General features: G+C 67.4%; 23 protein-coding genes. 18 read left to right on the top strand and 5 right to left on the bottom strand.

What is annotated here, in order from left to right:
* Positions 1-34: 34 nt before the first annotated feature.
* Together CEW88_RS11860 and CEW88_RS11855 are read right to left on the bottom strand one after the other, a co-directional pair.
* Positions 35-2,833: a [protein-PII] uridylyltransferase gene (locus CEW88_RS11860; protein ID WP_370457289.1), complete on the bottom strand. Its 2,799-nt coding sequence runs from the start codon at positions 2,831-2,833 to the stop codon at positions 35-37.
* Entirely contained in the window at positions 2,793-3,983 is a 1,191-nt protein-coding gene (locus CEW88_RS11855) for a penicillin-binding protein activator (protein WP_108967033.1), read from the bottom strand. The genes CEW88_RS11860 and CEW88_RS11855 overlap by 41 nt, the downstream gene beginning before the upstream one ends.
* Positions 3,984-4,073: 90 nt before the next feature.
* On the opposite strand from CEW88_RS11855, the gene rsmI reads away from it, so the two are divergent.
* The 4 genes from rsmI to CEW88_RS11835 all read left to right on the top strand — a co-directional run bounded on the left by rsmI (position 4,074) and on the right by CEW88_RS11835 (position 7,470).
* Positions 4,074-4,937, top strand: coding sequence for a 16S rRNA (cytidine(1402)-2'-O)-methyltransferase (rsmI, locus tag CEW88_RS11850; protein WP_108967031.1), 864 nt, complete (start codon positions 4,074-4,076; stop codon positions 4,935-4,937).
* A gap of 136 nt (positions 4,938-5,073) precedes the next feature.
* The gene (locus CEW88_RS11845; protein WP_108967030.1) at positions 5,074-5,532 is read left to right on the top strand and encodes a YraN family protein; all 459 of its coding nucleotides are present in this window, start codon (positions 5,074-5,076) and stop codon (positions 5,530-5,532) included.
* Between the two features lie 81 nt (positions 5,533-5,613).
* On the top strand, positions 5,614-6,549 hold the full coding sequence (gshB, locus tag CEW88_RS11840; RefSeq protein WP_108967028.1) for a glutathione synthase: 936 nt from the start codon (positions 5,614-5,616) through the stop codon (positions 6,547-6,549).
* A 21-nt stretch (positions 6,550-6,570) separates the two neighbouring features.
* Entirely contained in the window at positions 6,571-7,470 is a 900-nt protein-coding gene (locus CEW88_RS11835; protein WP_108967026.1) for an alpha/beta hydrolase, read from the top strand.
* On the opposite strand, the gene CEW88_RS11830 is transcribed toward CEW88_RS11835, so the two are convergent.
* A complete protein-coding gene (locus CEW88_RS11830) occupies positions 7,440-8,954 on the bottom strand; it encodes a YifB family Mg chelatase-like AAA ATPase (protein WP_108967024.1) in 1,515 nt (504 codons plus the stop codon). The genes CEW88_RS11835 and CEW88_RS11830 overlap by 31 nt on opposite strands.
* 398 nt (positions 8,955-9,352) lie before the next feature.
* Between CEW88_RS11830 and CEW88_RS11825 the strand changes: the two genes are divergently transcribed.
* The 8 genes from CEW88_RS11825 to CEW88_RS11790 all read left to right on the top strand — a co-directional run bounded on the left by CEW88_RS11825 (position 9,353) and on the right by CEW88_RS11790 (position 17,864).
* A complete protein-coding gene (locus CEW88_RS11825) occupies positions 9,353-10,234 on the top strand; it encodes an RNA polymerase factor sigma-32 (RefSeq protein ID WP_108967022.1) in 882 nt (293 codons plus the stop codon).
* Complete coding sequence (locus tag CEW88_RS11820; protein ID WP_108967020.1) at positions 10,231-11,061, top strand: ChaN family lipoprotein; 831 nt, start codon at positions 10,231-10,233, stop codon at positions 11,059-11,061. The genes CEW88_RS11825 and CEW88_RS11820 overlap by 4 nt, the downstream gene beginning before the upstream one ends.
* Before the next feature lie 109 nt (positions 11,062-11,170).
* Entirely contained in the window at positions 11,171-12,367 is a 1,197-nt protein-coding gene (gene coaBC / locus CEW88_RS11815) for a bifunctional phosphopantothenoylcysteine decarboxylase/phosphopantothenate--cysteine ligase CoaBC (RefSeq protein ID WP_108967794.1), read from the top strand.
* 124 nt (positions 12,368-12,491) lie between these two features.
* Positions 12,492-12,929: a dUTP diphosphatase gene (gene dut / locus CEW88_RS11810; RefSeq protein ID WP_108967792.1), complete on the top strand. Its 438-nt coding sequence runs from the start codon at positions 12,492-12,494 to the stop codon at positions 12,927-12,929.
* Entirely contained in the window at positions 12,929-13,984 is a 1,056-nt protein-coding gene (locus tag CEW88_RS11805) for a HesA/MoeB/ThiF family protein (protein ID WP_108967018.1), read from the top strand. The genes dut and CEW88_RS11805 overlap by 1 nt, the downstream gene beginning before the upstream one ends.
* Before the next feature lie 88 nt (positions 13,985-14,072).
* Complete coding sequence (locus tag CEW88_RS11800) at positions 14,073-14,867, top strand: transporter substrate-binding domain-containing protein (protein ID WP_108967016.1); 795 nt, start codon at positions 14,073-14,075, stop codon at positions 14,865-14,867.
* A gap of 28 nt (positions 14,868-14,895) precedes the next feature.
* Positions 14,896-15,681, top strand: coding sequence for an amino acid ABC transporter permease (locus CEW88_RS11795; protein ID WP_108967014.1), 786 nt, complete (start codon positions 14,896-14,898; stop codon positions 15,679-15,681).
* 161 nt (positions 15,682-15,842) lie between these two features.
* The gene (locus CEW88_RS11790) at positions 15,843-17,864 is read left to right on the top strand and encodes a M3 family metallopeptidase (RefSeq protein ID WP_108967012.1); all 2,022 of its coding nucleotides are present in this window, start codon (positions 15,843-15,845) and stop codon (positions 17,862-17,864) included.
* A gap of 17 nt (positions 17,865-17,881) precedes the next feature.
* Here CEW88_RS11790 and CEW88_RS11785 read toward each other — a convergent pair whose 3' ends face one another.
* On the bottom strand, positions 17,882-18,871 hold the full coding sequence (locus tag CEW88_RS11785) for a TraB/GumN family protein (RefSeq protein ID WP_108967010.1): 990 nt from the start codon (positions 18,869-18,871) through the stop codon (positions 17,882-17,884).
* A gap of 85 nt (positions 18,872-18,956) precedes the next feature.
* Here CEW88_RS11785 and CEW88_RS11780 point away from each other — a divergent pair, with 85 nt between their 5' ends.
* A complete protein-coding gene (locus CEW88_RS11780) occupies positions 18,957-19,631 on the top strand; it encodes a DUF2161 domain-containing phosphodiesterase (RefSeq protein ID WP_108967790.1) in 675 nt (224 codons plus the stop codon).
* Between the two features lie 16 nt (positions 19,632-19,647).
* Here the strand turns inward: CEW88_RS11780 and CEW88_RS11775 are convergent, their stop codons facing one another.
* Positions 19,648-20,610 (bottom strand): DMT family transporter, encoded by a 963-nt coding sequence (locus CEW88_RS11775; protein ID WP_235940170.1) that lies wholly within the window; start codon positions 20,608-20,610, stop codon positions 19,648-19,650.
* Positions 20,611-20,911: 301 nt separating this feature from the next.
* On the opposite strand from CEW88_RS11775, the gene CEW88_RS11770 reads away from it, so the two are divergent.
* The 5 genes from CEW88_RS11770 (at position 20,912) to pssA (ending at position 25,238) form a co-directional block, all read left to right on the top strand.
* Positions 20,912-21,205 carry a co-chaperone GroES gene (locus CEW88_RS11770; protein ID WP_108967009.1) on the top strand — a complete coding sequence of 98 codons (294 nt, stop codon included), beginning with the start codon at positions 20,912-20,914 and terminating at the stop codon, positions 21,203-21,205.
* Between the two features lie 71 nt (positions 21,206-21,276).
* On the top strand, positions 21,277-22,923 hold the full coding sequence (gene groL / locus CEW88_RS11765) for a chaperonin GroEL (protein WP_108967007.1): 1,647 nt from the start codon (positions 21,277-21,279) through the stop codon (positions 22,921-22,923).
* A 172-nt stretch (positions 22,924-23,095) separates the two neighbouring features.
* Complete coding sequence (locus CEW88_RS11760; RefSeq protein ID WP_108967005.1) at positions 23,096-23,701, top strand: glutathione S-transferase; 606 nt, start codon at positions 23,096-23,098, stop codon at positions 23,699-23,701.
* A gap of 99 nt (positions 23,702-23,800) precedes the next feature.
* Positions 23,801-24,487 (top strand): phosphatidylserine decarboxylase, encoded by a 687-nt coding sequence (locus CEW88_RS11755; protein WP_108967003.1) that lies wholly within the window; start codon positions 23,801-23,803, stop codon positions 24,485-24,487.
* Positions 24,480-25,238, top strand: a complete 759-nt coding sequence (gene pssA, locus CEW88_RS11750; RefSeq protein ID WP_108967002.1) for a CDP-diacylglycerol--serine O-phosphatidyltransferase — start codon at positions 24,480-24,482, stop codon at positions 25,236-25,238. The genes CEW88_RS11755 and pssA overlap by 8 nt, the downstream gene beginning before the upstream one ends.
* Position 25,239 lies beyond the last annotated feature (1 nt).

Below are 25,239 nucleotides of genomic sequence, written 5' to 3'. Positions count from 1 at the left end.
CTGTCGGCCCGGCGATGTCGCTCCGGGCCGAGCGTCACACCCCCGCCCGCTGCGCCCCTGCCGCGATGGCCTCGCGCAGCTTGCGTTCCAGCATCTTCTGCTTGGAAGGGGTGAAGTACTTCAGCCCGAACATGTCCTTCACGTAGAAGGTGTCGACCACCTGCTCGCCGTAGGTCGCGATGACCGCAGAGACGATGTAGACATGGCTTTCCGACAGGGTGCGCGTCAGGTCGTAGAGGAGCCCCGGACGGTCGCGGGTATCAACCTCGATGATCGTGTAGATGTCCGAGCCCTCGTTGTCGAAGCTGATCGAGGTGGGCACCTTGAAGGCCTGTTCGCGCTTTTTCAGCTTGCCGCGCTGCTCCATGGCCTCGCGCGGGCGGACTTCTCCCATCAGCGTCTTGCGGATCATCTCGCGCAGGCGGGGCAGGCGGGCCTCTTCGTAGGGCGAGCCGTCGGCATCCTGGATCCAGAAGGCGGCGGTGGCATAACCGTCCTTGGAGGTGAAGGTGCGCGCGTCCACCACGTTGGCGCCGACCAGCGAGAGCGCCCCGGCGAGCCGGGCGAAGATCCCCGGGTGATCCTGCAGCGCAAAGCAGGCGCGGGTGGCGTCCCGGTCCTCGTCGGGGTGGATGTCGATCTTGATCTCGTCATCCTTGATCTCGCGCAGCAGCTTGGCGAAGACCTCGTGGGCGGTGACGTGCAGCCCCTGCCAGTAGGATTCGTAGTGCCGCCCGGTCTCGGTGCGCAGGGCCTTGGCATCCCAGTCCGAGAGAGCCTCTCGCAGGGCTTTCTTGGCCTCATTGCCACGGTTCTCGCGGTTAAGCGCCTCCATCCCGTCCTCGAGGCCGCGGCGGGTCTGGCGGTAGAGCGCGCGCAGCAGCGCCGCCTTCCAGTTGTTCCACACGTCCGGGCCGACGCCGCGGATGTCGCAAACGGTGAGTACGGTGAGCAGGTCGAGCCGCTCGCGGGTCTGCACCGCCTTGGCAAAGTCGCGCACTGTGCGCGGATCGGCGATGTCGCGCTTCTGCGCCATGTCGGACATCAGCAGGTGGTAGCGCACCAGCCATTCGACCGTTGCGCTCTCCTGCTTGCTGAGGCCGAGGCGGGGCGCCACCTTGCGGGCGATCTGAGCGCCGAGCACGGCGTGATCCTCGTCGCGGCCCTTGCCGATGTCATGCAGCAGGAGCGCGGTGTAGAGCACCTTTCGGTTCACCCCCTCGCGCAGGATTTCCGAGGCGACGGGCAGGTCCTCGGTCAGGTCGCCATGCTCGATCTGCGACAGGTTTCCGATGCACTGGATGGTGTGCTCGTCCACCGTGTAGCTGTGGTACATGTTGAACTGCATCATCGCCACGATCGGCTCGAACTCGGGGATGAAGGCGGCGAGCACGCCAAGCTCGTTCATCCGCCGCAGCGAGCGCTCGGGATTGCCGTGCTTGAGCAGCAGGTCCATGAAGATGCGCTGCGCCTCGCGGTCATTGCGCATATCCTCGTCGATCAGGTGCAGGTTGGCCTTCACCAGCCGCATCGCGTCGGGGTGCAGCAGCAGGCCGGTGCGCAGCCCTTCCTCGAAGAAGCGCAGCAGGTTGATCTTGTCGGACAGGAAGGCGATCGGATCGACGATGGCGAGGCGGTTGTGCACCACCTCGTATCCGTCCTTCACGTTCGGCCCGCGCTTGAACATGCGCAGCAGCAGCGGCGCGTCCTTCTGCTGCTCGGCCTCGAGCGAGGTGAGGAAGATGCGGGTGAGATCGCCCGTCGAGGTGGCGTGGCGGAAGTAGTCCTGCATGAACCATTCCACCGCCCGCCGGCCGCCGCGGTCGCTGTAGCCCATGCGGTCGGCCACCTCGACCTGCATGTCGAAGGTCAGCTGCTCGACCGCGCGTCCTGCGGCGAGATGCATGTGGCAGCGGGTGGCCCAGAGGAATTCCTCGGCGCGGTAAAAGGTGCGGTATTCCTCGGGGCGGAACACTCCGAGCCGCACCAGGTCTTCTGTGTCGTCGGTGTGATGAACGTACTTCGTGATCCAGTAGAGCGATTGCAGGTCGCGCAGCCCGCCCTTGCCCTCCTTGACGTTGGGTTCGACCACGTAGCGCAGCCCGTGCTTGCGGTGCCGGTCCGAGCGTTCCTCGAGCTTGGCGGCGACGAAGGCGCGCTCTGTGCCCTTGAAGAGGTCGTTCCAGAGCTTGTCCTCGAGCTCGTCCGCGAGCGGCTTGTGGCCGGTGAGGTAGCGGTGCTCGAGCATGGCGGTGCGGATGGTGAAATCCTCGGCGCCGAGCCGCAGGCAGTCCTTCACCGTGCGCGAAGCGTGGCCGACCTTCAGCTTCAGGTCCCAGAGCATGTAGAGCATCGACTCGATGACGCTCTCCGCCCAGGCGGTGATCTTGTGCGGGGTCAGGAACAGCAGGTCGACATCGGAGAAGGGCGCCATTTCGCCGCGCCCGTAGCCTCCCACCGCGAGCACCGAGAGCCGCTCTCCCTTGGTCGGAGTTGGATTGCGGTGCAGGTGCCGCGTGGCGACGTCGAAACAGATGCGCACCAGCCCGTCGGTCACCCAGGTGTAAGCATGGGTGACCGGAAAGGCGTTGTGGGGCTGGCGGGCGAACTCCCGGGCGATGGTCTCGCGGCTTTGCCTCGCTGCCTCCGAGAGGATTTTGACCACCGTGGAGCGGACAGCGCTTTCGCCGCCCTCCTCGGGGAGAGCGGCGAAAACCTGGGTGCGCAGACCCGCGATGTCGAAGATTTCAAGCGCCGGGGCGATCAGGTCGTCCGGCAGGAACTCGGACGTCTCAGAAACCGGCACCTGAGAAACTGGAGGGGGCAGGGTCAAGGATCGTTACCTGGTTATTCTGAATGGTGGCGACGGCCAGACCACGCTCATTGGTGCCGTCCGACTTCAGCCTGAATACACCGCCGGTACCTTGGAAACCAGCAGCTTGCGTCAGTGCGCGGCCCGTGAGGGCATCACTGCGGCCCTGCGCGACCAGTGCGCCGATGGCGGCAACCCCGTCGAAGGCGAGACCGGCCAGCGGGTGAGGCTCGGCCCCGTAGGCCCCCCTGTAGCGGGCGTTGAAGTTCCGCTGCATCGCCTGGTCGGGCATGGTGAACCATGCCCCCTGCGCGCCGGGATAGGAGAAGAGCTGCGGCGCCACGTCCCAACGGGTCAGGCCGATGTACTGGGTCACCGCCGGGTTCACGCCGTTCTCGGGCATGAGCTGCAGCAGCAGGGGCATGGCGGCATTGGTGGCGTCGGAGGTGATGAAGACCGACTGCGCGCCGCTGCTGCCGACGATGTTGCCCATCGACTGCGCGGTGCGGGTCACCCCCTCGACGCTGAGCTCGTAGGGCTGCTCTGCGACCACCGAGACGCCGTTGCGCGCGGCGGCTTGGCTGATCGCGGTGCGGCCGAATTCGCCCGGCACGTCCTGCGAGTAGAGCACGGCAACTGAGGTGATGCCGCGGCGGGTGCCGAAGCCCATCAGGCGGTCGGCGGTGTTGTTGAACGTCGGCCCGAGGATGAAGAGATTGCCCCCGGCGATCGAGGCATTGTTGGAGAAGGCGAGCACGTTGACGCCCTCATCGGCCACGACCTTGGAGGCCTCGACTGCTTCCTCGCCGCGCAGCGGGCCAAGGATGATCCGTGCCCCCTCGTCGACGGCGCGCTGGGCCTGGGCCGCGGCCTGGGTGGGCTGGCCGGCGGTGTCATAGACCGCGAGGTCGATCTGCGCGTTTCCGAGATCGGCGATCGCGAGCCGCGCGGCATTCTCCAGATCGCGCGCCACGGCGGCGGCAGACGGATCGGACTGCGGCACCAGCAGCGCCACGCGGACGGTCTGGCCGGGATCGATACTCGGACCGCCGCTGCCGGCGGAGCCGAGATCGGTCATGGTCGAGACATCGCAGGCGGCAAGCAGGGCGGCGGTGGCAAACATGGCGACCGGGCGCAGCGCCTTGCGGGCGCGGGCGAAAAGGGCGAACATTGGTGGCGGGCTCCCTCGTTGACGCCCAAGCGGTTCTTCCGCATGAGCATTTGGGAGCAATCATAGTACAGCGGGGGATCGGGTCCAGTGATGAATCCCGAAAGAAGCGGTTTGGTGCCGGGGCTCTACCTGGTATCCACGCCTATCGGAAACGCGCGCGACATCACGCTGCGGGCGATCGACGTGCTGCGCGCCGCCGACGTGCTGGCGGCGGAAGACACGCGCAGTCTCAAGCGGTTGATGGAAATCCTCGGCATCCCGCTCGGCGAGCGTCCTTGCCTCGCCTACCACGATCACAACGGTGCCAAGATGCGGCCGCGGCTGATGGCGCTCCTGGCGGAGGGCAAATCCGTCGCCTATGCCTCGGAGGCCGGCACGCCGATGATCTCGGATCCGGGCTTCGATCTTGCCCGGGCGGCGCGCGAGGAGGGGCACGCGGTGACCGCGGCGCCCGGCGTCTCGGCGGTGATCACCGCGCTGACCTTGGCCGGGCTGCCGACCGACCGTTTCCTCTTTGCGGGCTTTCTGCCCAACGCCAAGGGGGCACGCCGCACCGCGCTGTCGGCGCTGAGGCAGGAGGCGGCGACCCTGGCATTCTACGAGTCGCCCAAGCGGCTGGGCGCAATGCTGGCCGATGCGGCGACCACGCTCGGCGGAGAGCGCCGCGCGGCAGTCTGCCGGGAATTGACCAAACGTTTCGAGGAAGTGCGCGAAGGCACGTTGGACGAGCTGGCCTCGATATACGCCGAGACGCCGCCGAAGGGCGAGATCGTGGTGCTGATCGGCAAGGGACATTCGGAGAAAATTAGCGACTCTGAGCTAGAAGAGAACGTGTTGGCGGCACTGGGCGAGATGTCGGTTCGAGACGCTGCCGACTACGTGGCGCAGGCCAATGGGATTGCCCGGCGCCCGGTTTACCAGCTCGCGCTCAAGCTCGCGAAAGAGCGCGGCTGAACGGGAAAGGCCGCCGCGTTGCCGGGGCTCAAGCTTGCTCCCGCGGGCTGCAGGTGATGCGCAGCGAAGCGTGGAACGGGGTCTGGCAACGGCGTCTGGGAATGGCGCTTGGGAACGGCGTCTGGAAAGGGACAGCATGTCGGTACATCCGTCGCAGATGGCGTTTGACTTTGGCCGCTCGGCCCCCGTGGCGGCACCTCTGCCGCGGCGACCTGCGGTGGAGGACCGGCTCCGGCGGCGGTCGCGCGGCGAAATGAGCTACTTTGCCGGTCTCGCCGCCGAGGAGGCAATTGCACGCGATTACGAGCGGCGCGGTTACCCGCTTTTGCGCCGTCGCTGGCGGGGGAGATCGGGCGAGATCGACCTGATCTTCCGGGATGGGACTGGCTTTGTCTTCGTCGAGGTGAAGGCCAGCAGGAGTTTCGACCAGGCCCTGGAGCATCTGCATTGCCGGCAGATCCGCAGGCTTCAGAAGAGCGCGGAGGAATTTGTCGGCACACAGCCGCTCGGCGCGCTCAGCGAGATGCGCTTCGACGTGGCCTTGATGGATCGCCACGGGATGATCCGGGTGATCGAGATGGCTTTCGGCCCATAGGCTTCGCCCGGGGCCAGCCCTGCCATTGCGCCTCGCGCGCCGCTGCGCCATGTATGGCGAAAGCCAAGCGCGGAGACCGACATGAAGATCGCCTTTCAGATGGACCCGGTCGGGTCCGTGAACATCGACGCCGACAGCACTTTCCGCCTTGCCGAGGAAGCGCAGGCACGAGGGCACGAGCTGTTCTACTATGGGCCCGATGATCTTGCCTATGAGGAGGGGCGGGTGACCGCGCGCGGTCACTGGATGTCCGTGCAGCGGGTGGCGGAACAGCCGGCTGTGCTTGGGCCGCGCACGGTCGTGGACCTGGCCGAGATCGACGTGGTCTGGCTGCGGCAGGATCCGCCCTTCGACATGCATTATATCACCACCACCCATCTTCTTGACCGGATCGCGCCGGGCACGCTGGTGGTGAACGACCCCTTCTGGGTGCGCAACTCGCCCGAAAAACTGCTGGTGCTGAACTTTCCCGAGCTGACGCCGCCGACGACCATCGCGCGCGATCTCGAGACGATCAAGGCGTTCAAGGCCAAGCATGGCGACGTGATCCTCAAGCCGCTCTACGGCAACGGCGGTGCGGGGGTGTTCCGGCTCGACCAGAACGACCGCAACCTCAGCTCGCTGCACGAGCTTTTCACCGGCTTCTCGCGCGAGCCGCTGATCGTGCAGAAGTACCTGCCCGCGGTGAGCAAGGGCGACAAGCGGGTGATCCTCGTTGACGGCGAGCCGGTGGGTGCGATCAACCGCGTGCCGGCTGCGGGGGAGGTGCGCTCGAACATGCATGTCGGCGGTCGTCCGGAAAAGGTTGCGCTGACCGAGCGCGACCGCGAGATCTGCGCCACCATCGGTCCTGTGCTGAAAGAGAAGGGGCAGATTTTCGTCGGCATCGACGTGATCGGCGACTGGCTGACCGAGATCAATGTGACCTCGCCCACCGGCATCCAGGAACTGGAGCGTTTCGACGGGGTCAACGTTGCGGCGCAAATCTGGAAGGCGATCGAGGCCAAGCGGGCCTGAGCCCGGTCCGGGCGGCGCGGAGTGAGCTGGCAGCTGACCGCGCTCAATACCGGGCTGCGGCTGCTGGCCAAGCCGCGGCTCGCGCGCACACCCGGGCCCGAGGAAGCGGCGCGCGATCTCGACCAGCACGCGCCGCTCTTCATGCGCCAGCCGCGTCATCTTCTGCACTTGCGGCGGCCCGGCGGGCTGCACTGGATCAGTGCCGGGCCCTGCACGCCGCGGCAGGCGATTTTCTACCTGCACGGAGGCGGCTATATCTCGGGCAGCCCGCGCACCCACCAGGGGGTGATGGCGCGGCTTTCGCGCCTGTCGGGGGTCGAGGTTTGCGCGCCGGACTACCCCCTGGCGCAGGAGGCGCCCTTTCCGGCCGCCATCGAGGCTGCGGGGGCCGCCTGGGAGCGGCTCTGCGGGCTCGGCTATGCGCCGGGGCAGGTGGTGCTTGCTGGCGATTCGGCCGGCGGAGGGCTGGCGCTGTCGCTGCTGGCGCAGCTCTGCGCGCGCGGCGAGGCGCCGGCGGGGGCGGTGGTCTTCTCGCCCTGGACCGACCTTGCCATGCGCGGCGAGAGCCTGCGCCGCAACGCGCGCGCCGACCCCTTTTTGCCGATGGGACGCATCCGGGAGCTTGTGGAGATCGTGGCAGGCGGCGCGCGCCGCGATGACCCGCGTCTCTCGCCGTTCTATGCCGACTTCCCGGGCTGTCCGCCTGTCCGGCTGTGCTGGGGAGAGAGCGAGATACTCTGCGACGACGGCCTGCGCATGGCGGCGCGCCTGCGGGAGGCGGGGGCCCGGGTGGAGGTCGAGACACACCCGCTGGCGCCGCACGCCTGGCCGGTCTTCGATGGCTGGATCCCTGAGGCGCGGGCGACGCTGCGCCGGGCCGCGCGCTTCATTCAGGAGGTTCTGGGCGACACCAGCCGGTAGCTCAGGGCCTCGGCCACCTGCGGGCGGCGCACCTCCTCCTCTCCGGCGAGATCGGCGAGGGTGCGGGCCACCCGCAACACCCGGTGATAGCCGCGCATCGACAGGCCGAAGCGGTCGGCGGCGCGCAGCAGCAAGGCGCGGCTCTCGGCATCCGGTGCGGCGATCTCGTCCAGCCGCCGCCCGTCGACATCGGCGTTGGTGCGCAGGCCCGGGTGGCCCGCGTAGCGCGCCGCCTGCCGCGCCCGCGCGGCGGCAACCCGAAGCGCGACCGTGGCGCTGTCCTCGCCCGAGGGCTGCAGCGACATCTCCTCGAGCGGCACGGGCGGCACTTCGAGGCGCAGGTCGAAGCGGTCCATGAGCGGGCCGGAGATGCGCCCGAGGTAGTCCTCGGCACAGGTGGGGGCGCGCGAGCAGGCGCGCGCCGGATCCCCGGCCATGCCGCACTTGCAAGGGTTCGCTGCGGCGACCAGCAGGAAGCGGCAGGGGTAGGTGACATGGGCGTTGGCGCGGCTGACAGTGATCTCGCCACTTTCGAGCGGTTGGCGCAGGCCGTCGAGCACGTTGCGGGGAAACTCCGGCAGCTCGTCCATGAAGAGGATGCCGTTGTGCGCGAGGCTGATCTGGCCGGGCCGAGCGCTGCGCCCGCCGCCGGTGAGCGCCGCCATCGAGGCAGTGTGATGCGGCTGCTGGAACGGGCGGGCCATCGACAGCCGCCCCTCGGCCAGCTCGCCGGCCAGAGAGCGGATCATCGCCGTCTCGAGCGCCTCGGACGCCCCGAGCGGCGGCATGAGGCCGGGCAGGCGGCGGGCGAGCATCGACTTGCCGGTGCCGGGCGGGCCGGTGAAGAGCAGGTGATGCCGTCCCGCCGCGGCGATTTCCAGCGCGCGCTTTGCGCGTTCCTGCCCGGTGACGTCGCAGAGATCCGGCCCCTGCGGTGCGCGCTCCGCCGGGCCGGGCTGGGCAGGCTCGAGCGGTCCGGCGCCGGTGAAGTGGCGGATCGTCTCGGTGAGGTTGCGGGCGGCGAGGACACGGCAGGCCGCGACCCAGGCGGCCTCGGGGCCGCAGTCCGCGGGACAGAGCAGGCTGCGCGACTCGGCGGCCGCGGTGAGCGCGGCGGGCAGGGCTCCGGGGACGGCGACCAATGCGCCTTCGAGCGTCAATTCTCCGAGCGCGACGGTTTCGGCCACGGCATCCGCCGGGATCACCTCGAGCGCGGCCAGAAGGCCGAGCGCGATGGGCAGGTCGAAATGCGACCCCTCCTTGGGCAGGTCGGCCGGCGAGAGATTCACCGTGATGCGTTTCGAAGGCAGGGCGATGGCCAGCGCCTGCAGCGCTGCCCGGATGCGCTCGCGCGCCTCCGAGACCGCCTTGTCCGGCAGGCCGACCACGGCGAAGCCGGGTACGCCGGGAGTGACGGCGCATTGCACCTCGACAAGGCGCGCGTCGACTCCGTCAAAGGCGACCGTATAGGCGCAGGCCCCCATCCTCCGCGATCCCTTTCCAGACGGTGTACGCCAGGATGGCGGCAAGGAGCTTGATGAACGGTTAACCGCTGAGTGGGATACTGCCGATACATAGAAATTTTTTCGTGGCCCCCTAAATCAAGATCAAGGTGCCGGCGACGTCGCGAAAGAGCGCTGCGGACAATTTCTGATGTGCGATTGAAAACAGCGACTTGAGGTACATACATGCGCGGGTGTGTTGCTCGTGTTTCTCGGTGGAGCCTCGTTGCGGAGGGTTCCTTCGGCCGCCCGGACCGCCTTTGTTGGGGCGCGGATCTCCGCTTGTGCAAATTTCTCGGAAACCAAATTGCGTGACGCGTCGTTACTATATCAAAGAGTAACGAGGCCGGCGCGCCCGGCCCAGGCAACGGGGGCCTTGCATGGCTTTGGATTCAACTTTCAATGATCAGACCCTCTCGCGCCGGGCGATGAAGGCGGAGCTGCTCGATGCGGAAACCGAGTTGCGTTTGGCCTATGCCTGGCGTGACCAGCGCGACGAGCAGGCCCTGCACCGGCTCATCACGGCTTACATGCGGCTGGCAATTTCCATGGCCGCCAAGTTCAAGCGCTACGGGGCGCCGATGAACGATCTCGTTCAGGAAGCGGGTCTTGGCCTGATGAAGGCGGCGGACAAGTTCGACCCCGACAGGGGCGTGCGGTTTTCCACCTACGCGGTGTGGTGGATCAAGGCCTCGATCCAGGATTACGTGATGCGCAACTGGTCGATGGTGCGCACCGGCTCTACCTCTTCCCAGAAATCGCTGTTCTTCAACATGCGCCGCGTGCAGGCCCGGCTCGAGCGCGAGGCCTCGTCCCGTGGCGAGGTGCTGAACCGCAACACGCTCCGCGAGATGATTGCTACCGAGATCGGTGTTCCCCTGCATGACGTAGAGATGATGGAAGGCCGGCTCTCGGGATCGGACTACTCGCTCAATGCCACGCAGAGCGCCGACGAGGACGGTCGCGAGTGGATTGACACGCTGGAGGACGAGGGCGAACAGAGCTCGATGCTCGTGGAAGGCAAGCTCGACAATGCCCAGCTGCGCGAATGGCTGGTCAACGCGATGACCTCGCTTAATGATCGCGAAAGGTTCATCGTCCGCGAGCGCAAGCTGCGCGACGAGACCCGGACGCTGGAAAGCCTCGGTCAGGAGCTGGGTTTGTCCAAGGAGCGCGTGCGTCAGCTCGAGGCGGCGGCCTTTGCCAAGATGCGCAAGTCGCTTGAAGCGCAGTCCACCGAGGTGCAACACTTCCTCGCATGATGCGAGCCCTTGCACTGACCCTGATCTCTCTGGCTGCGCCCTCTCTCGCGCAGCAAAATCCTGTCTCTCCGCAGGATGGCACATCCGCCCTCATGGGGGCGGATGTGGTGTTTCTTGGCGAGATACATGACAACCCCGCCCACCATGCGCGGCAGGCCGAGTTGGTGGCGCAGATAAAGCCCGTGGCCCTGGTCTTCGAAATGCTCTCGCCCGAGCAGGCGGCGCGGGCGACGCCCGATCTGGTCAGCGACGAGTCGGCGCTCGAGGCGACGCTCGGCTGGAACGACAGTGGTTGGCCGGATTTCTCGATGTACTACCCGATCTTCGCGGCGGCGCCCGAGGCCAAGGTCTTGGGCGCCGAACTGCCGCGAGACGAGGCGCGGGCGCTCGGAGAGGGCGATCTGGGCAAGGTCTTCGGCCCCAGCGCCGGCTTTTACGGGCTCCACGAGCCGCTGGATCGCGAAGAGGACGCCGCGCGTCAGCAGCTGCAGATGTCGGCGCATTGCAATGCTCTGCCGCTTGAGATGCTGCCGACCATGGTGGGCATCCAGCGCCTGCGCGACGCGCGACTCGCCGAGACCGCGCTCGAAGCCTATGCAGAGCTGGGCGGGCCGGTGGTGGTGATTACCGGCAACGGCCACGCGCGCAAGGACTGGGGTGCCCCGGCGCTTCTCGCACGGGCGGCGGGCGAGGTCTCGGTGGCCGCGCTCGGGCAGGGCGAGACCGGGCAGGGGGCGCCCGAGGGCAGCTTCGATCTGGTCGAGCACAGCGCTCCTGCCGAACGCGACGATCCCTGCGAAGACTTCCAGATGCCCCAGAGCAACTGACCCGCCTTGCCACGACGTGGCGGAGCGGATTGAGTTTTCCCGGCGCGGCCTCTAACACTTGGGGCCGAAGGCGGGGCAGGCGGCCCCGATGGGCGAAGGGCGTGGCACGATGCTTTCCGGCAAGCGGATACTTCTGATCATCGGCGGCGGCATCGCGGCCTACAAGTCGCTGGAGCTGATCCGGCGCCTGCGCGAACGCGGCGCCGCAGTGACGCCGGTGATGACCCGCGCGGCCGAGGAGTTCGTCACCCCGCTCTCGGTCTCGGCGCTGGCGGGCGAGGAGGTCCACCGCGATCTTTTCGACCTGACGAAAGAGGCCGAGATGGGCCACATCCAGCTCAGCCGCGTCGCCGATCTGGTGGTGGTCTCCCCGGCGACGGCGGACCTTATGGCGAAGATGGCGCAGGGACTGGCGGGAGATCTGGCCGCGACGCTGCTTCTGGCCACTGACACGCCGGTGCTGATCGCCCCCGCGATGAACGTGCGCATGTGGCAGCACCCGGCCACGCAGCGGAACTTTGCGACCTTGCAAGGCGACGGTGTGCGCGTGGTCGGCCCGAACGACGGCGACATGGCCTGCGGCGAGTTCGGCCCGGGGCGACTGGCCGAACCGATGGAAATCCTCGCGGCGATAGAGGTGGCGCTGGCGGAGGGGCCCTTGAAAGGGCGGTGGGTGCTGGTCACCTCGGGCCCGACGCATGAGCCGATCGACCCGGTGCGCTACATCGCCAACCGCTCCTCGGGCGCTCAGGGCACGGCGATCGCCGAGGCGCTGCGCGATCTCGGGGCGAAGGTGGTCTTTGTCACCGGCCCCGCCGAGGCGCCGCGCCCCACCGGGGTCGAGGTGATCGAGGTCGAGACCGCCCGCGAGATGCGCGCCGCGGTGCTTGCTGCCCTGCCTGTGGAGGCGGCGGTCTTCGCCGCGGCGGTGGCCGACTGGCGGATGGCCGCGGAGAATGGCTCGAAAATCAAGAAACAGGCCGGCAAGTTGCCGGTTCTGGAATTTGCCGAGAATCCCGACATCCTCGCCGAGGTCTCGCGGATGGCCGAGGGGCGGCCCGGCCTCGTCGTGGGCTTTGCCGCCGAGACCGACGACGTGCTCGCCAATGCGACCGCCAAGCGGGCGCGCAAGGGCTGCGACTGGATCGTCGCCAACGATGTGTCCCCGGCGACCGGCATCATGGGCGGCAGCGAGAACGCGGTGGTGCTGATCTCGGAGGGCGGCTCTGAAGAGTGGCCTCGCATGGGCAAACGGGCGGTCGCCGCGCGGCTTGCAGAGCGGATCGCCGCGGCACTTGGCAGCTGAACCGGGCGCGGAAGCGCAAGCGCGGGCCGGACAAGAGTTTTTGTAGAATTACGAAAGGGGCGGGGCCGCGTAGGGCCGCCGCGCCGCGACAAGGAAAGGACGAGCCGTGGTTTCTGTGGCGATGATGTGGGACGAAGGGGCGGACCGGGAACTGGGGCTGCCGCATTACGCAAGCGCCGGGGCGGCGGGGGCGGACCTGCGGGCGAATTTTCCCGACCGGGGCTCGGTCGAGCTGGCGCCGGGCGCGCGGGCGCTGATCCCCACTGGCCTGCGCATGGCGATCCCCGAGGGGTACGAGGTGCAGGTCCGGCCGCGCTCGGGGCTGGCGCTCAAGCACGGCATCACCCTGCCGAACACGCCCGGCACCATCGATTCCGACTACCGCGGCCCGCTCGGGGTGATCGTGATGAATGCCGGGCAGGAGAGCTTTACCGTCGCCCATGGCGAGCGCATCGCGCAGATGATCGTCGCCCCGGTCGTGCAGAGCGCCTTCGAGCTGGTCGAGAGCCTGCCCGAGACGGTGCGCGGCGCGGGGGGCTTTGGTTCGACGGGCACGCGCTGATGCTGCTGGTGCTGGGTCTCGGCGCGGCGATCTGGGGGCTCGGGCATCTGCTCGGCGCCTCGAAGGTGGCGCGGCTTTACATGCTGGGGCTGCTCTACGTGATCGTGCTGATGATCCAGGTGGCGCTGCCAGAAGGGCACGGGCTGCGGCAGGTCACCGGCGGCAGCCCGGCGCTGTGGCTGATTCTTGGCGGCTTCGTGGCGCTGGGGCTGGTCTATGCGCTGGTGCTGCGCCGGGTGAAGGCGCGGGCGCAGGCGGGCGAGGCGGCGCGGGCCGCCGAGGTGCCCGCGGGGCCTGGTCGCATGTCCGACAGTGAGCTCGAGCGCTACGCCCGGCACATTGTCCTGCGCGAGCTGGGCGGGCCGGGGCAGAAGAAGTTGCGGGGCGCGAAGGTGCTGGTGGTCGGCGCGGGCGGGCTCGGCGCGCCGGCGTTGCAGTATCTCGCGGCGGCGGGGGTCGGCACCCTCGGGGTGATCGACGACGACGTGGTCGAGAACGCCAACCTGCAGCGGCAGGTGATCCACACCGACGCCCGCATCGGCATGCCCAAGGTCTTTTCGGCGCAGACCGCCATGGAGGCGCAGAACCCCTATGTGACGGTCAAACCCTATCACCGCCGCATGGCGCCCGAGATCGCCGAAGAGCTCATCGCCGAGTATGACGTGATCCTCGACGGCACTGACGACACCGACACCCGCTACCTCGTCAACCGCGTGGCAGTGGCGCAGGGCAAGCCGCTGGTCTCGGGCGCGCTGAGCCAGTGGGAGGGGCAGGTCTCGGTCTTCGATCCGGCGCGGGGCACGCCTTGCTACCAATGCCTCTTTCCCGTGGCCGCCGCGCCGGGCATGGCGCCGAGCTGCGCACAGGCGGGGGTGCTTGGCCCGCTGCCCGGCGTCGTCGGCGCGATGATGGCGGTGGAGGCGGTGAAGGTGATCGCCGGGGCCGGCCAGCCGCTGCTCGGCGAGATGCTGATCTACGACGCGCTCTGGGGCGAGACCCGCAAGATCACCCTCAAGCGCAAGGAAGACTGCCCGGTCTGCAGCGCTGCCGCCTGACCCCGCGGCGCGTCGCGAGTCGCGATCTTGCCAAGTCACCGCTGCTCGCCATACTGGCGCCACAACAAGATTCCGGAGAGGTTCCCTGATGTTCAAGCCCCTAGCTGCCCCGGCGGTCGCCGCCGCGCTGCTCGCCGCCACCCCGCTTCTGGCGCAGGATCTGCCCGATCTGCAGGGGCGCGAGGTGGTGGTCGCCACCGAGAACGCCTACCCGCCGCTGCAGTTCGTCGATCCCAAGAGCGGCGAGGCGATCGGCTGGGAGTATGACGCCATGGCCGAGATTGCCGAGCGCCTGAACATGACCGTCTCCTACGAGAACATCTCCTGGGACGCGATGATCCCGGCGGTGAGCGAGGGGCAGTTCGACATGGGCATGACCGGCATCACGATCCGCGAGGACCGCGCCGAGGTCGTCGATTTTTCCGAACCCTACATGCGCTCGGAAATGGTCATGCTGGTGCGGGGCGACGAGGAGCGTTTCGACGATGCCGCCTCTTTCGCCGCCAACGAAGACCTACTGATGGGCGCCCAGCCGGGCACCACGCCCTTTTACGTGGGCGTTTACGACGTGCTGGATGGCAACGAGCAGACACCGCGCATCACCCTTTTCGAGACCTTCGGAGCCAGCGTGCAGGCGCTGCGCACGGGAGACGTCGACCTCGTGCTGACCGATGGCACCGCGGGTGAGGGCTACGTGGCCTCCTCGGAGGGCGCGCTGAAGATCGTCGGCGAGAAGCTGGGCTCGGAAGACTTCGGTTTCATCTTCCCCAAGGGCTCGGACCTCGTGGCGCCGATCAACGCGGCGATCGCGGCAATGTCCGCGGACGGCACGCTGGACGCGCTGAACAAGACATGGTTCCTCGACTACAAGATGGGCGAATGAGCCTTCCGAAACCTTCTGCCGGGACCGCATGAAACCGCAGAGCAAGAAAGACTTCCCCTGGTGGCTCGTTGCCACCGGGGTGCTTGGGCTCATGGCCTATGGCGCGGTGCTCACCGACGAGGTGCAGGCGCAGGTGCTGCGCACGCTGCTCAAGGGCGTGCAGATCACCGTCTTCGTGACGCTGGTGGGCTTCGTGTTGGCCTCGGTGATCGGCATGGGAGTGGCGCTCATGTCGCTCTCGCGCAGCCTGATCCTGCGGCAGATCGCGCGGTTCTATACCGAGATCCTGCGCGGCATCCCGATCCTCGTGCTGCTGCTCTACGTCGCCTTCGTGCTGGCGCCGGGCATGGTGGCTGGCTGGAACTGGCTGGCCGGGTACCTCGGGATCGACCCCTTGCGGGTGCGGGATTTTTCGCTGCTCTGGCGTGCGATACTGGCGCTGACCATCGGCTACTCGGCCTTCATCGCCGAGGTCTTCCGTGCCGGGCTGCTGTCGGTCGATGAGGGGCAGATCGAGGCCGCCGAGGCGCTGGGGCTCAGCCGCGCGCAGGTGTTCCGGCTGGTTGTCCTGCCGCAGGCGATCCGCACCATCCTGCCGCCGCTCGGCAACGACTTCGTCGCCATGGTGAAGGACAGCTCGTTGGTCTCGGTGCTCGGCGTGCTCGATGTCACCCAGCTCGGCAAGGTCACAGCGGCAGGGAACTTCCGCTACTTCGAGACCTACAACGTCGTGGCGCTCATATATCTGACGATGACAATCACCCTCTCGCTGCTCTTGCGGCGGCTCGAAGCGCGGCTTCGCGACAAGCCCTGACAGCGGCCCGCGTGGCCGGGGCGGGAGCCTCCGCGGGGGACATTTGGGCCTGGAAAGGGGGCCGGGCGCGGCGCGGCTTGCGCGGGGCCCGAAGAAGGGTTGCCGGTGGGATTGCGGGCGCCGCGGGGGCGACCTACCTTGCCTGCAAAAGGAGTCCGCATATGACCAACCCGCTTCTCGCCGATTGGGATACCCCCTTCGGCCTCGCGCCGTTCGACCGCATTTCCGACGCTGATTTCGCCCCAGCCTTCGCGCAGGCGTTGGCGGCGCATCTTGCCGAGATCGAGGCGATCGCAGACAATCCCGAAGCGCCGAGCTTTGCCAATACCATCGAGGCGATGGAGGGCGCGGGCGAGGCGCTCGACAAGGTTCTCTCGGTGTTCTTCTCGGTGGCGGGCGCGGACAGCAACGAGGCGCGGCAGGCACTGCAGCGCGAGTTCTCGCCCAAGCTCGCGGCGCACAGTTCGGCGGTCTACTCCAACGAGACGCTCTTTGCCCGGGTGCGCGACCTTTGGGAGCGGCGCGATGCGCTTGGTCTGTCGGACGAGGAGGCGCGCGTGTTGATGCTGACCCACCGCGGTTTCGTGCGGGCCGGCGCCGCGCTGACCGGCGAAGAGGCCGAGCGCATGAAGGCGGTGAAATCGCGGCTGGCGGTGCTCGGGACGCAGTTCACCCAGAACCTGCTGAAGGACGAGGCCGACTGGGTCATGCCGCTCGCCGAGGCGGACCTCGAGGGGCTGCCCGACTTTGTCGTCGACGGCGCCCGCTCGGCGGGAGAGGCCGGAGGCCACGATGGTCCGGTGATCACCCTCTCGCGCTCGCTGATCGTGCCCTTCCTGCAGTTCTCGCCCCGGCGCGACCTGCGAGAGAAAGCCTGGCGCGCCTGGACGGCGCGCGGCGAGAACGGCGGCGAGACCGACAACCGCGGCATCGCGGCGGAGATCCTCGGGCTACGCGAAGAGCGCGCCGAGCTGCTCGGTTACCCGGATTTCGCCAGCTACAAGCTCGAGACCGAGATGGCCGGCACGCCAGAACGGGTGCGCGAGCTGCTGATGCAGGTCTGGGCGCCCGCCCGTGCCGCTGCCATGGCCGACCAGACTCAGATGGAGGAGATGCTGCGCGCGGACGGGATCAACGACGATTTCCGCGCGTGGGATTGGCGCTACTACGCCGAGAAGCGGCGCAAGGCGCTGCACGATCTCGATGAGGCCGAGCTTAAGCCCTACCTGCAGCTGGAGCGAATGATCGAGGCGGCCTTCGCCTGCTCTTACCGGCTGTTCGGCCTTGAGTTCCGCGAGTTGGGTCAACCGCTCTATCACCCCGATTGCCGTGCCTGGGAGGTGACGCGGGGCGGCAAACACGTGGCAGTCTTCATCGGTGACTACTTTGCCCGCGCGTCCAAGCGCTCCGGCGCCTGGTGCTCGGCGATGCAATCGCAGGCCAAGCGTCCGGTCGCAAAGGCTCCCATCGTGATCAACGTTTGCAACTTCGCCAAGCCGCCCAAGGGCAAGCCGGCGCTGCTGTCCTACGACGACGCGCGCACGCTCTTCCACGAGTTCGGCCACGCGCTGCACCAGATGCTCTCGGATGTGGAATTCGGCTCGGTCTCGGGCACCTCGGTGGCACGCGACTTCGTGGAACTGCCGAGCCAGCTCTACGAGCATTGGCTCGAGGTGCCCGAGGTGCTGGCCGAGTTCGCCACCCATGCCGAGACCGGCGCGGCGATGCCGAAGGACCTGCTGGACAAGGTGCTTGCGGCGGCAACGTTCGACATGGGCTTCCAGACGGTGGAATACGTGGCCTCGGCGCTGGTCGATCTGGAGTTCCACAGCGGCCTCTCCAGCGACGATCCCATGGCGAAACAGGCCGAGGTGCTGGCCGAGATCGGCATGCCCTCGGCGATCCCCATGCGCCACGCCACGCCGCATTTCGCCCATGTCTTCGCGGGGGACGGCTATTCCTCGGGGTATTACAGCTACATGTGGTCCGAGGTGATGGATGCCGACGCCTTCGCCGCCTTCGAGGAGGCGGGCGGGGCCTTCGATCCGGCCACCGCCTCAAGGCTCGAGGAATTCATCCTCTCGAAGGGCGGCTCGGTCGAGGCCGAGGAGCTCTACACCAGCTTCCGGGGGCGCATGCCGGGCGTCGAGGCGCTGCTGAAGGGGCGCGGGCTCGCGGCCTGACCGCTCGGCCCGACCGCTTAGAACGTTTCGCGGGTGAGGGTGTACCCCTCGTCCGCGAGCAGTTTCAGGATACCTTCGGTGCCACTCAGATGGGCGGCGCCGAAGGCGGCGACCACGGGGGCCTCGGTTTCTGCCGAGGCCTGCATCAGCACCGGTATCCACGCCTTGTTGCGGGCGGTGAGGAGCTGCGCCTCGGTTTCTTCCATCATCGCGTCGACCTCCGCGGGGGCCTCGGGCAGCGCACGCCGGGCGATCAGCCGCGAAATCACCCAGGTGTCGGCATGGGCTTCTTCGAAATAGGCGTCGAAGAGCGTGGCGAACTGGTCCTCGGCGGTATCGGTGTCGAGCACCCCGGTGCGCAGCATCTCGAGCTGGTCCTCGATCGGCTCGGCGTTGAACAGGCGAAAGACCGTATCGAAGGGTTCGAGCGCGCGGGTCGGCACCTCCGCGTCGTCGGCGATCTCCTGCAGCTTCATGTCGAGCCCGCTCTTGCCCTTGAGTTGCGCCATGGCGCAGGGCGGGGTGGCGAGCATCATCGACAGGTACCAGGGCTGGAACTTGGCGGCCATGACGGCGGGAATGCCCCGGTCCCGCGCCGCGCTCGCCAGCGCCTGCCAGGCGGCCTCGGGCAGCAGCTCGGGCAGGGTGGGCCCCGAGAGGGTGAGCATCGTCGGGTCCTCGGCAAGCGCCTTCTGCAGGTGCTTTTCCTCGGCGCGGGTCATCTCGAGCAACAGCAGGCCGGCGTTTTCCACCAGCGGTGTCAGCCGGGCGACGGGTCCATCCAGCCGCGCGTCGCCGAGATGCATGGTGCCGACGATGTGGAGGACCTTGCCATCCTTCTCGGCGCGCCAGCGGTTGCCCTCGGGGTAGGGGATCCCGGCCAGCATCCGGCTCCGCTCGGCCTGTTCCGCCGGGGTGAGCGCGGGGCGCAGGTCGCTGCCTTCGCAGGCGGCGTGCAGCGCGGCGGGCAGGAGCAGCAAAAGCGATACGAGGAAAGGGCGGACCATGAAGACAACCTGACTGGGAGGAGTATTCGCCTCAGGCTAGGGCAGTGGCTTGCCAGCGACAAGACGCGGGGCGATGGTGTCGGCCATGTTGCGGGAAAGTGAACTCTATGCGCCGGTCAAGGCGCTTCTTCAGGCGCAGGGCTACGAGGTGAAGGGCGAGGTGGGCGCGGCCGACCTCGTGGCGGTGCGCGGACAGGAAGAGCCTGTCATCGTCGAGCTGAAGTTGAAGATTTCGCTGGCGCTCTTCCACCAGGCGCTGGCGCGGTTGCGGGTCTCGGATCTTGTCTACATCGCCGTGCCGAAACCCGCCGGACGCATGGCGCGGCGGGCGCTGAAGGACAACCTGGTCATGTGCCGGCGCCTGGGGCTCGGATTCATCACCGTCAAGGACGGGCGGGCCGAGGTGCAGTGCGATCCCGGCCCCTATGCGCCGCGCAAGAGCAAGCCGGGGCAGGCCAAGCTGCTGCGTGAATTCCGGCGGATCACCGGCGATCCGAACGATGGCGGCGCGACCCGGCATGGCATCGTCACCGGCTATCGGCAGGACGCCCTGCGCTGCGCCGCTTTCCTCGCGGAGGCGGGCGAGAGCAGGGGGCGGGACGTGGCGGCGGCCACCGGGGTGAAGGTGGCAACGCGGCTCATGGCGGACAACCACTACGGATGGTTCGTCCGCGTTCGAGTGGGGGTCTATGCGCTGACCGATGCAGGGCGCGCGGGATTGGTGCACTGGGCCGGCGGCTGGGAGGAGCAGGTGGCATAGTCGTGCCGGGCGCTCTTCAAGCCTGCCGGGGCGCCGCCTTGACCTCGGCCTGCGCTGTCGCCCGCCGGGCGCGCTTTGCCGCGACCCGCTCGCGGTAGAGCGTGTAGAACCCCGAGGCGATGATGATCCCGCAGCCCACGAAGGTCCAGACATCGGGCAGGTCCGAGAATACGAGGAAGCCGTAGAGCGTGCTCCAGATGATCATCGTGTACTGCACCGGGGCCATGACCACGGCCTGTCCCACGTCGAGCCCGCGGATGATCAGGAATTCGCCCATGCCCGCCGCCGCAGCGATGGCAAGGCACATGGCCATGACCTCGAGACTGGGAGGCGTCTCCCAGACGAAGATCAGCGGCACCGAGCACAGCAGGAACGAGGTCAGCGAGGTATACGTCACCGTGGTGGCGATGCTGTCGGCGCCGCTCAGGTAGCGCGACAGCAGCTGACGCGCGGCGAAGCACAGCGCGGCGACGAAGGCGAAGGCGATGGCAGGGTGGAAGACCCCCATCCCCGGACGGATCACCACCAGCATCCCGATAAAGCCGCACAGGACCGCGGCCCAGCGGCGCGGCCCCACCGGCTCTTTCAGCAAGAGCGCGCCGAAGACGGTCACGAGAAACGGCGCGGTGAAGGTGACCGCCGTCGCATCCGCGAGCCCCACGTAGCGCAGCGACATGACGAAGCAGCCCGCCGAGGCGAGCGCGATGACGCCGCGGCTTATCTGCAGCAGAGGATGCGGTGTACGGAGCACGTGGCCGCCGCGCAGTGCCAGCAGGACCAGCACCCCGATGAACAGGCCCGACTGGCGGAACCAGATCACCTGGATCAGCGGCAGGTGCTCGGTCAGCAGCTTGGCCAGCATGTCGGTGATGCCGAAGCCGAAGAAGCCGAGCGCCATGAAAAGAAAGCCGCGCGTATTGTCATGCGTCGGCGTCTGCCGCGCGGAAGGCGCCGAAAGCGGCGCGTAGGGGATGGCCATGGGTATTTCCGAGTCTGTGATCTCAGGCACGTCACCACATTCGGCGGAGAGATGCCATGCTTCTCTGGGTCGGGGTTGTATCCGCCGGGTGCACTGCACATCTGGCGGGCAAGGGTCTGCGGTCCTTGCCGGGATGTCATGAAATTTTCTCTCAGCGGACTGTTGACACAAAACACGGGCCTGCCTAGCTATGCGTCGTTAGCACTCCACAAGGGTGAGTGCTAACGGCCCTCGATCCCGACGGAGTTCGGGCATCAGCGGGGGCCTACAGGGACAACCTTTGAGCTATGGAGACTCGAAGATGGCATTCAAACCGCTTCACGACCGCGTCCTCGTTCGTCGCGTTGAGAGCGACGAAAAGACCAAGGGCGGTCTGATCATCCCCGACAGCGCGAAAGAAAAGCCCGCCGAGGGCCAGATCGTTGCCTGCGGCGAAGGCGCCCGCAAGGACAGCGGCGAGCTGATCGCAATGGCCGTCAAGGCTGGCGACCGCGTTCTGTTCGGCAAATGGTCGGGCACCGAAGTGACGATCGACGGCGAAGAGCTGCTGATCATGAAGGAATCGGACATCCTCGGCATCACCGAGGCGGCCTGATCTTCTGATCGCCCGGGGGCCTCGAGCCCCGCTACGCCAGACATTCATTCAAATTTCAGGAGTACTTGCACATGGCTGCCAAGGACGTGAAATTCAACACCGACGCCCGCACCCGCATGCTCAAGGGCGTCAACATCCTCGCCGACGCGGTGAAGGTGACCCTCGGCCCGAAAGGCCGCAACGTCGTGCTCGACAAGTCGTTCGGCGCGCCGCGCATCACCAAGGACGGTGTCTCTGTCGCCAAGGAAATCGAACTGGAAGACAAGTTCGAGAACATGGGCGCGCAGATGGTGAAGGAAGTCGCTTCCCGCACCAACGACGAAGCCGGTGACGGCACCACCACCGCGACCGTTCTCGCACAGGCGATCGTCAAAGAGGGCATGAAGGCCGTTGCGGCCGGCATGAATCCGATGGACCTGAAGCGCGGCATCGACATGGCAACCGCCAAGGTCGTCGAAGCGATCAAGGCAGCTGCACGCCCGGTCAACGACAGCAACGAAGTTGCTCAGGTCGGCACCATCTCGGCCAACGGCGAAGCCGAAATCGGCCGTCAGATCGCGGACGCGATGCAGAAGGTCGGCAACGAGGGTGTCATCACCGTCGAAGAGAACAAGGGCCTCGAGACCGAGACCACCGTTGTCGAAGGCATGCAGTTTGACCGTGGCTACCTGTCGCCCTACTTCGTGACCAACGCCGACAAGATGATTGCAGAGCTCGACGACTGCATGGTCCTGCTGCACGAGAAGAAGCTCTCGTCGCTGCAGCCGCTGGTCCCGCTGCTCGAGCAGGTCATCCAGTCGCAGAAGCCGCTGCTGATCATCGCTGAAGACGTCGAAGGCGAAGCGCTGGCAACCCTCGTGGTCAACAAGCTGCGCGGCGGCCTGAAGATCGCAGCCGTCAAGGCACCGGGCTTCGGCGATCGCCGCAAGGCCATGCTGCAGGACATCGCGATCCTGACCGGCGGTCAGGTGATCTCGGAAGATCTGGGCATGAAGCTCGAGAATGTCACCATGGACATGCTCGGCACCGCCAAGACCATCAACATCACCAAGGACGAGACCACCATCGTCGACGGTCACGGCGACAAGGCCGAGATCGAGGCACGCGTGGCCCAAATCCGTACGCAGATCGAGGAAACCACCTCGGACTACGACCGTGAGAAGCTGCAGGAACGTGTTGCCAAGCTGGCAGGCGGCGTGGCCGTCATCCGCGTCGGCGGCATGACCGAGGTTGAAGTGAAAGAGCGCAAGGACCGTGTGGACGACGCTCTGAACGCAACCCGCGCAGCCGTGCAGGAAGGCATCGTCGTCGGCGGCGGCACCGCTCTGGTGCAGGGCGCCAAGACCCTCGAGGGTCTGACCGGCGCGAACTCCGACCAGAACGCCGGCATCGCCATCGTGCGCAAGGCTCTGGAAGCTCCGCTCCGCCAGATCGCCGAGAACGCAGGCGTGGACGGCTCGGTCGTCGCAGGCAAGGTGCGTGAATCGGACGACCTGAAGTTCGGCTACAACGCGCAGACCGACGAATATGGCGACATGTTCAAGTTCGGTGTGATCGACCCCGCGAAGGTCGTGCGTACCGCACTGGAAGACGCAGCTTCGGTTGCAGGCCTGCTGATCACCACCGAAGCGATGGTGGCCGACAAGCCGCAGAAAGACGCGCCGGCCGGCGGCATGCCCGACATGGGCGGCATGGGCGGCATGGGCGGCATGATGTAATCTGCCGGTCCATACGGACGTCTGCCTTCGGGCAGCAGGCGGGGGGCTTCGGCCCCCCGTTTTGCGTTTGCGCGGTGCATGTGCCGGTAAGGCTGCCGTGACCGCGCGTCTGTTTTCCTTCGCCGCTCCGCGCGCTAGGCTCTGCTGCGACAACCGTGCAAGGAGCCACGTGATGAAATTGCTGCAGGCCGGACCCTCCCCCTTTGTCCGCAAGGTGCTTGTCACCCTGCACGAGACGGGCCAGTTCGATCAGGTCGAACAGGTGATGGTCGAAGCCTCGCCCGTCACCCCCGATCCGGCGCTGATCGCCGCGAACCCGGTGGGCAAGATCCCGGCGCTCGTCCGTCCGGACGGGCCGACGCTCTACGACAGCCGGGTGATCTGCCGCTTCCTCGACGCGCGCGCCGGCGGCGGGCTCTATCCCGAGAGCCGGATCTGGGACACGCTTGTGCTCGAGGCCACGGCCGACGGGATCATGGATGCCGCCGTGCTGATCGTCTACGAAGAGCGCTTCCGCGCCCGCGAGATGGTCTCGATGGAATGGATCGAGGGCCAATGGGGCAAGGTCGCGCGCGCGATCGACGCGCTCGAGACGCGCTGGATGAGCCATCTCGCCGGGCGCAGGGACATCGGGCATATCGCCGTGGCCTGCGCGCTTGGATACCTCGACTTCCGCCATGACGCGCGCAAGTGGCGGGTTGGACGCCCGGCGCTCACCGCGTGGTACGACGGTTTTGCCAAGCGCGAGTCGATGGTGGCCACCGACCCCACGTCCTGAGCGGCTTTGCCCCGGGGCGGCCGCAAACCCCTTGCACGCAGGGCCGCTTCGGCTTAGCTGCCTGCACCCGAGAATTCCAAGCCCGGAAGGAACTTCCCCATGCGGATGCGCGACACCTTCATCAAGCCGATGCACCCCGAGGGGCGCAAGTTCGTCGGCATCTTCGCCGCGATCACCCTGGTGCTGTTCCTGATCTGGGATCCCCTGGGCTGGATCGGCGTCGGCCTGACCATCTGGTGCTACTACTTCTTCCGCGACCCCGAGCGCGTGGTGCCGCAGCGCCCCGGCCTGCTGGTCTCGCCCGCCGACGGCGTGGTCTCGCTGATCGAGCCCGCCGTGCCGCCGGCCGAGTTGGGGATGCCGGACGTCCCGATGACCCGCGTGTCGGTGTTCATGTCGGTGTTCAACTGCCACGTGAACCGCACCCCAGTGACCGGCGAGATCGTTTCGGTCGCCTATCGCCCCGGCAAGTTCTTCAACGCCTCGCTCGACAAGGCTTCGGTGGACAACGAGCGCAACGCGCTGCGCATCCGTCTCGAGGACGGGCGCGAGATCGCCGTGGTGCAGATCGCGGGCCTCGTGGCGCGGCGCATCATGTGGTGGGTCAAGGAGGGCGACCGGCTCAATCGCGGCGATCGCTTCGGCCTGATCCGCTTCGGGTCGCGTCTTGATGTCTACCTGCCCGAGGGGGTGGAGCCTCTGGTCGCCATCGGCCAGACCATGGTCGCGGGCGAGAGCATCATTGCCAACCTGACGCCTGATCTCGGGAGCCCGCTGAATGAATGACGAGCAGCCGATCGAGGATCCGAAGGCCCGCGCCGCCGAGAAGGTGACGCTGATCCAGCTCCTGCCCAACGTGCTGACCGTTGTGGCCATCTGCGCCGGACTGACGGCGATCCGCTTCGGCCTGCAGGGCTCTTATGAGCTGGCGGTGCAGCTGATCCTGCTCGCCGCAGTGCTCGACGGGCTCGACGGCCGCCTTGCCCGCGCGCTGAAGTCCGAGAGCGGCATGGGCGCCGAACTCGACAGCCTCGCGGACTTCCTGAACTTCGGCGTCGCCCCGGGACTGCTGATCTACAACTGGGCGCTCGAGGACAGCCGGAACTTCGGCTGGATCGCGGTGCTGGTCTTCGCCGTCTGCGCGGTGGTGCGTCTTGCCCGCTTCAACGTCATGCGCAAATCCGAGGACAAGGCGCATGACAACGCCTATTTCACCGGCGTGCCGTCGCCTGCGGGCGCTCTGCTGGCGATGCTGCCGATGTACCTCAGCTTCGGGCTCGGGGCAGGGCCGCTGTTCCCGGACCTCGTGCTGGCCGCCTGGCTGGTGCTGTCGGGGCTCGCGATGATCAGCCGCATCCCGACATGGTCGTTCAAGACCACCCGCATCTCGCGGCAGAACGTGAAATACGTGCTGGTCGGGGTCGCCTTTGTCGGTGCCGCCGTACTGACCTACGCCTGGATCAGCCTTGCGCTGGTCTGCGTCGCCTATGTGGCGGCGGTGATCATCATGCTGCCGCGCAAGCGGCGCACGAGTTGAG

Origin of the sequence: Alloyangia pacifica, from assembly GCF_003111685.1 — a bacterium.
In the GTDB taxonomy this organism is placed as follows: domain Bacteria; phylum Pseudomonadota; class Alphaproteobacteria; order Rhodobacterales; family Rhodobacteraceae; genus Salipiger; species Salipiger pacificus_A.
The sequence above is the reverse complement of the archived record's forward strand: the minus strand, read 5'-3'. Positions and strand labels throughout refer to the sequence as shown.

What these genes read in the sequence shown, in the direction of transcription:
- pssA (WP_108967002.1), top strand. Translation starts at nt 24,480, where the DNA reads ATGAATGACGAGCAGCCGATCGAGGATCCGAAGGCCCGCGCCGCCGAG.
- CEW88_RS11805 (WP_108967018.1), top strand. Translation starts at nt 12,929, where the DNA reads ATGCTGCTGGTGCTGGGTCTCGGCGCGGCGATCTGGGGGCTCGGGCAT.
- rsmI (WP_108967031.1), top strand. Translation starts at nt 4,074, where the DNA reads ATGAATCCCGAAAGAAGCGGTTTGGTGCCGGGGCTCTACCTGGTATCC.
- CEW88_RS11770 (WP_108967009.1), top strand. Translation starts at nt 20,912, where the DNA reads ATGGCATTCAAACCGCTTCACGACCGCGTCCTCGTTCGTCGCGTTGAG.
- dut (WP_108967792.1), top strand. Translation starts at nt 12,492, where the DNA reads ATGTGGGACGAAGGGGCGGACCGGGAACTGGGGCTGCCGCATTACGCA.
- CEW88_RS11845 (WP_108967030.1), top strand. Translation starts at nt 5,074, where the DNA reads ATGTCGGTACATCCGTCGCAGATGGCGTTTGACTTTGGCCGCTCGGCC.
- coaBC (WP_108967794.1), top strand. Translation starts at nt 11,171, where the DNA reads ATGCTTTCCGGCAAGCGGATACTTCTGATCATCGGCGGCGGCATCGCG.
- CEW88_RS11775 (WP_235940170.1), bottom strand. Translation starts at nt 20,610, where the DNA reads ATGGCCATCCCCTACGCGCCGCTTTCGGCGCCTTCCGCGCGGCAGACG.
- CEW88_RS11830 (WP_108967024.1), bottom strand. Translation starts at nt 8,954, where the DNA reads ATGGGGGCCTGCGCCTATACGGTCGCCTTTGACGGAGTCGACGCGCGC.
- CEW88_RS11755 (WP_108967003.1), top strand. Translation starts at nt 23,801, where the DNA reads ATGCGGATGCGCGACACCTTCATCAAGCCGATGCACCCCGAGGGGCGC.
- CEW88_RS11760 (WP_108967005.1), top strand. Translation starts at nt 23,096, where the DNA reads ATGAAATTGCTGCAGGCCGGACCCTCCCCCTTTGTCCGCAAGGTGCTT.
- CEW88_RS11780 (WP_108967790.1), top strand. Translation starts at nt 18,957, where the DNA reads ATGTTGCGGGAAAGTGAACTCTATGCGCCGGTCAAGGCGCTTCTTCAG.
- CEW88_RS11825 (WP_108967022.1), top strand. Translation starts at nt 9,353, where the DNA reads ATGGCTTTGGATTCAACTTTCAATGATCAGACCCTCTCGCGCCGGGCG.
- CEW88_RS11800 (WP_108967016.1), top strand. Translation starts at nt 14,073, where the DNA reads ATGTTCAAGCCCCTAGCTGCCCCGGCGGTCGCCGCCGCGCTGCTCGCC.
- CEW88_RS11820 (WP_108967020.1), top strand. Translation starts at nt 10,231, where the DNA reads ATGATGCGAGCCCTTGCACTGACCCTGATCTCTCTGGCTGCGCCCTCT.
- CEW88_RS11855 (WP_108967033.1), bottom strand. Translation starts at nt 3,983, where the DNA reads ATGTTCGCCCTTTTCGCCCGCGCCCGCAAGGCGCTGCGCCCGGTCGCC.
- groL (WP_108967007.1), top strand. Translation starts at nt 21,277, where the DNA reads ATGGCTGCCAAGGACGTGAAATTCAACACCGACGCCCGCACCCGCATG.
- CEW88_RS11795 (WP_108967014.1), top strand. Translation starts at nt 14,896, where the DNA reads ATGAAACCGCAGAGCAAGAAAGACTTCCCCTGGTGGCTCGTTGCCACC.
- gshB (WP_108967028.1), top strand. Translation starts at nt 5,614, where the DNA reads ATGAAGATCGCCTTTCAGATGGACCCGGTCGGGTCCGTGAACATCGAC.
- CEW88_RS11785 (WP_108967010.1), bottom strand. Translation starts at nt 18,871, where the DNA reads ATGGTCCGCCCTTTCCTCGTATCGCTTTTGCTGCTCCTGCCCGCCGCG.
- CEW88_RS11790 (WP_108967012.1), top strand. Translation starts at nt 15,843, where the DNA reads ATGACCAACCCGCTTCTCGCCGATTGGGATACCCCCTTCGGCCTCGCG.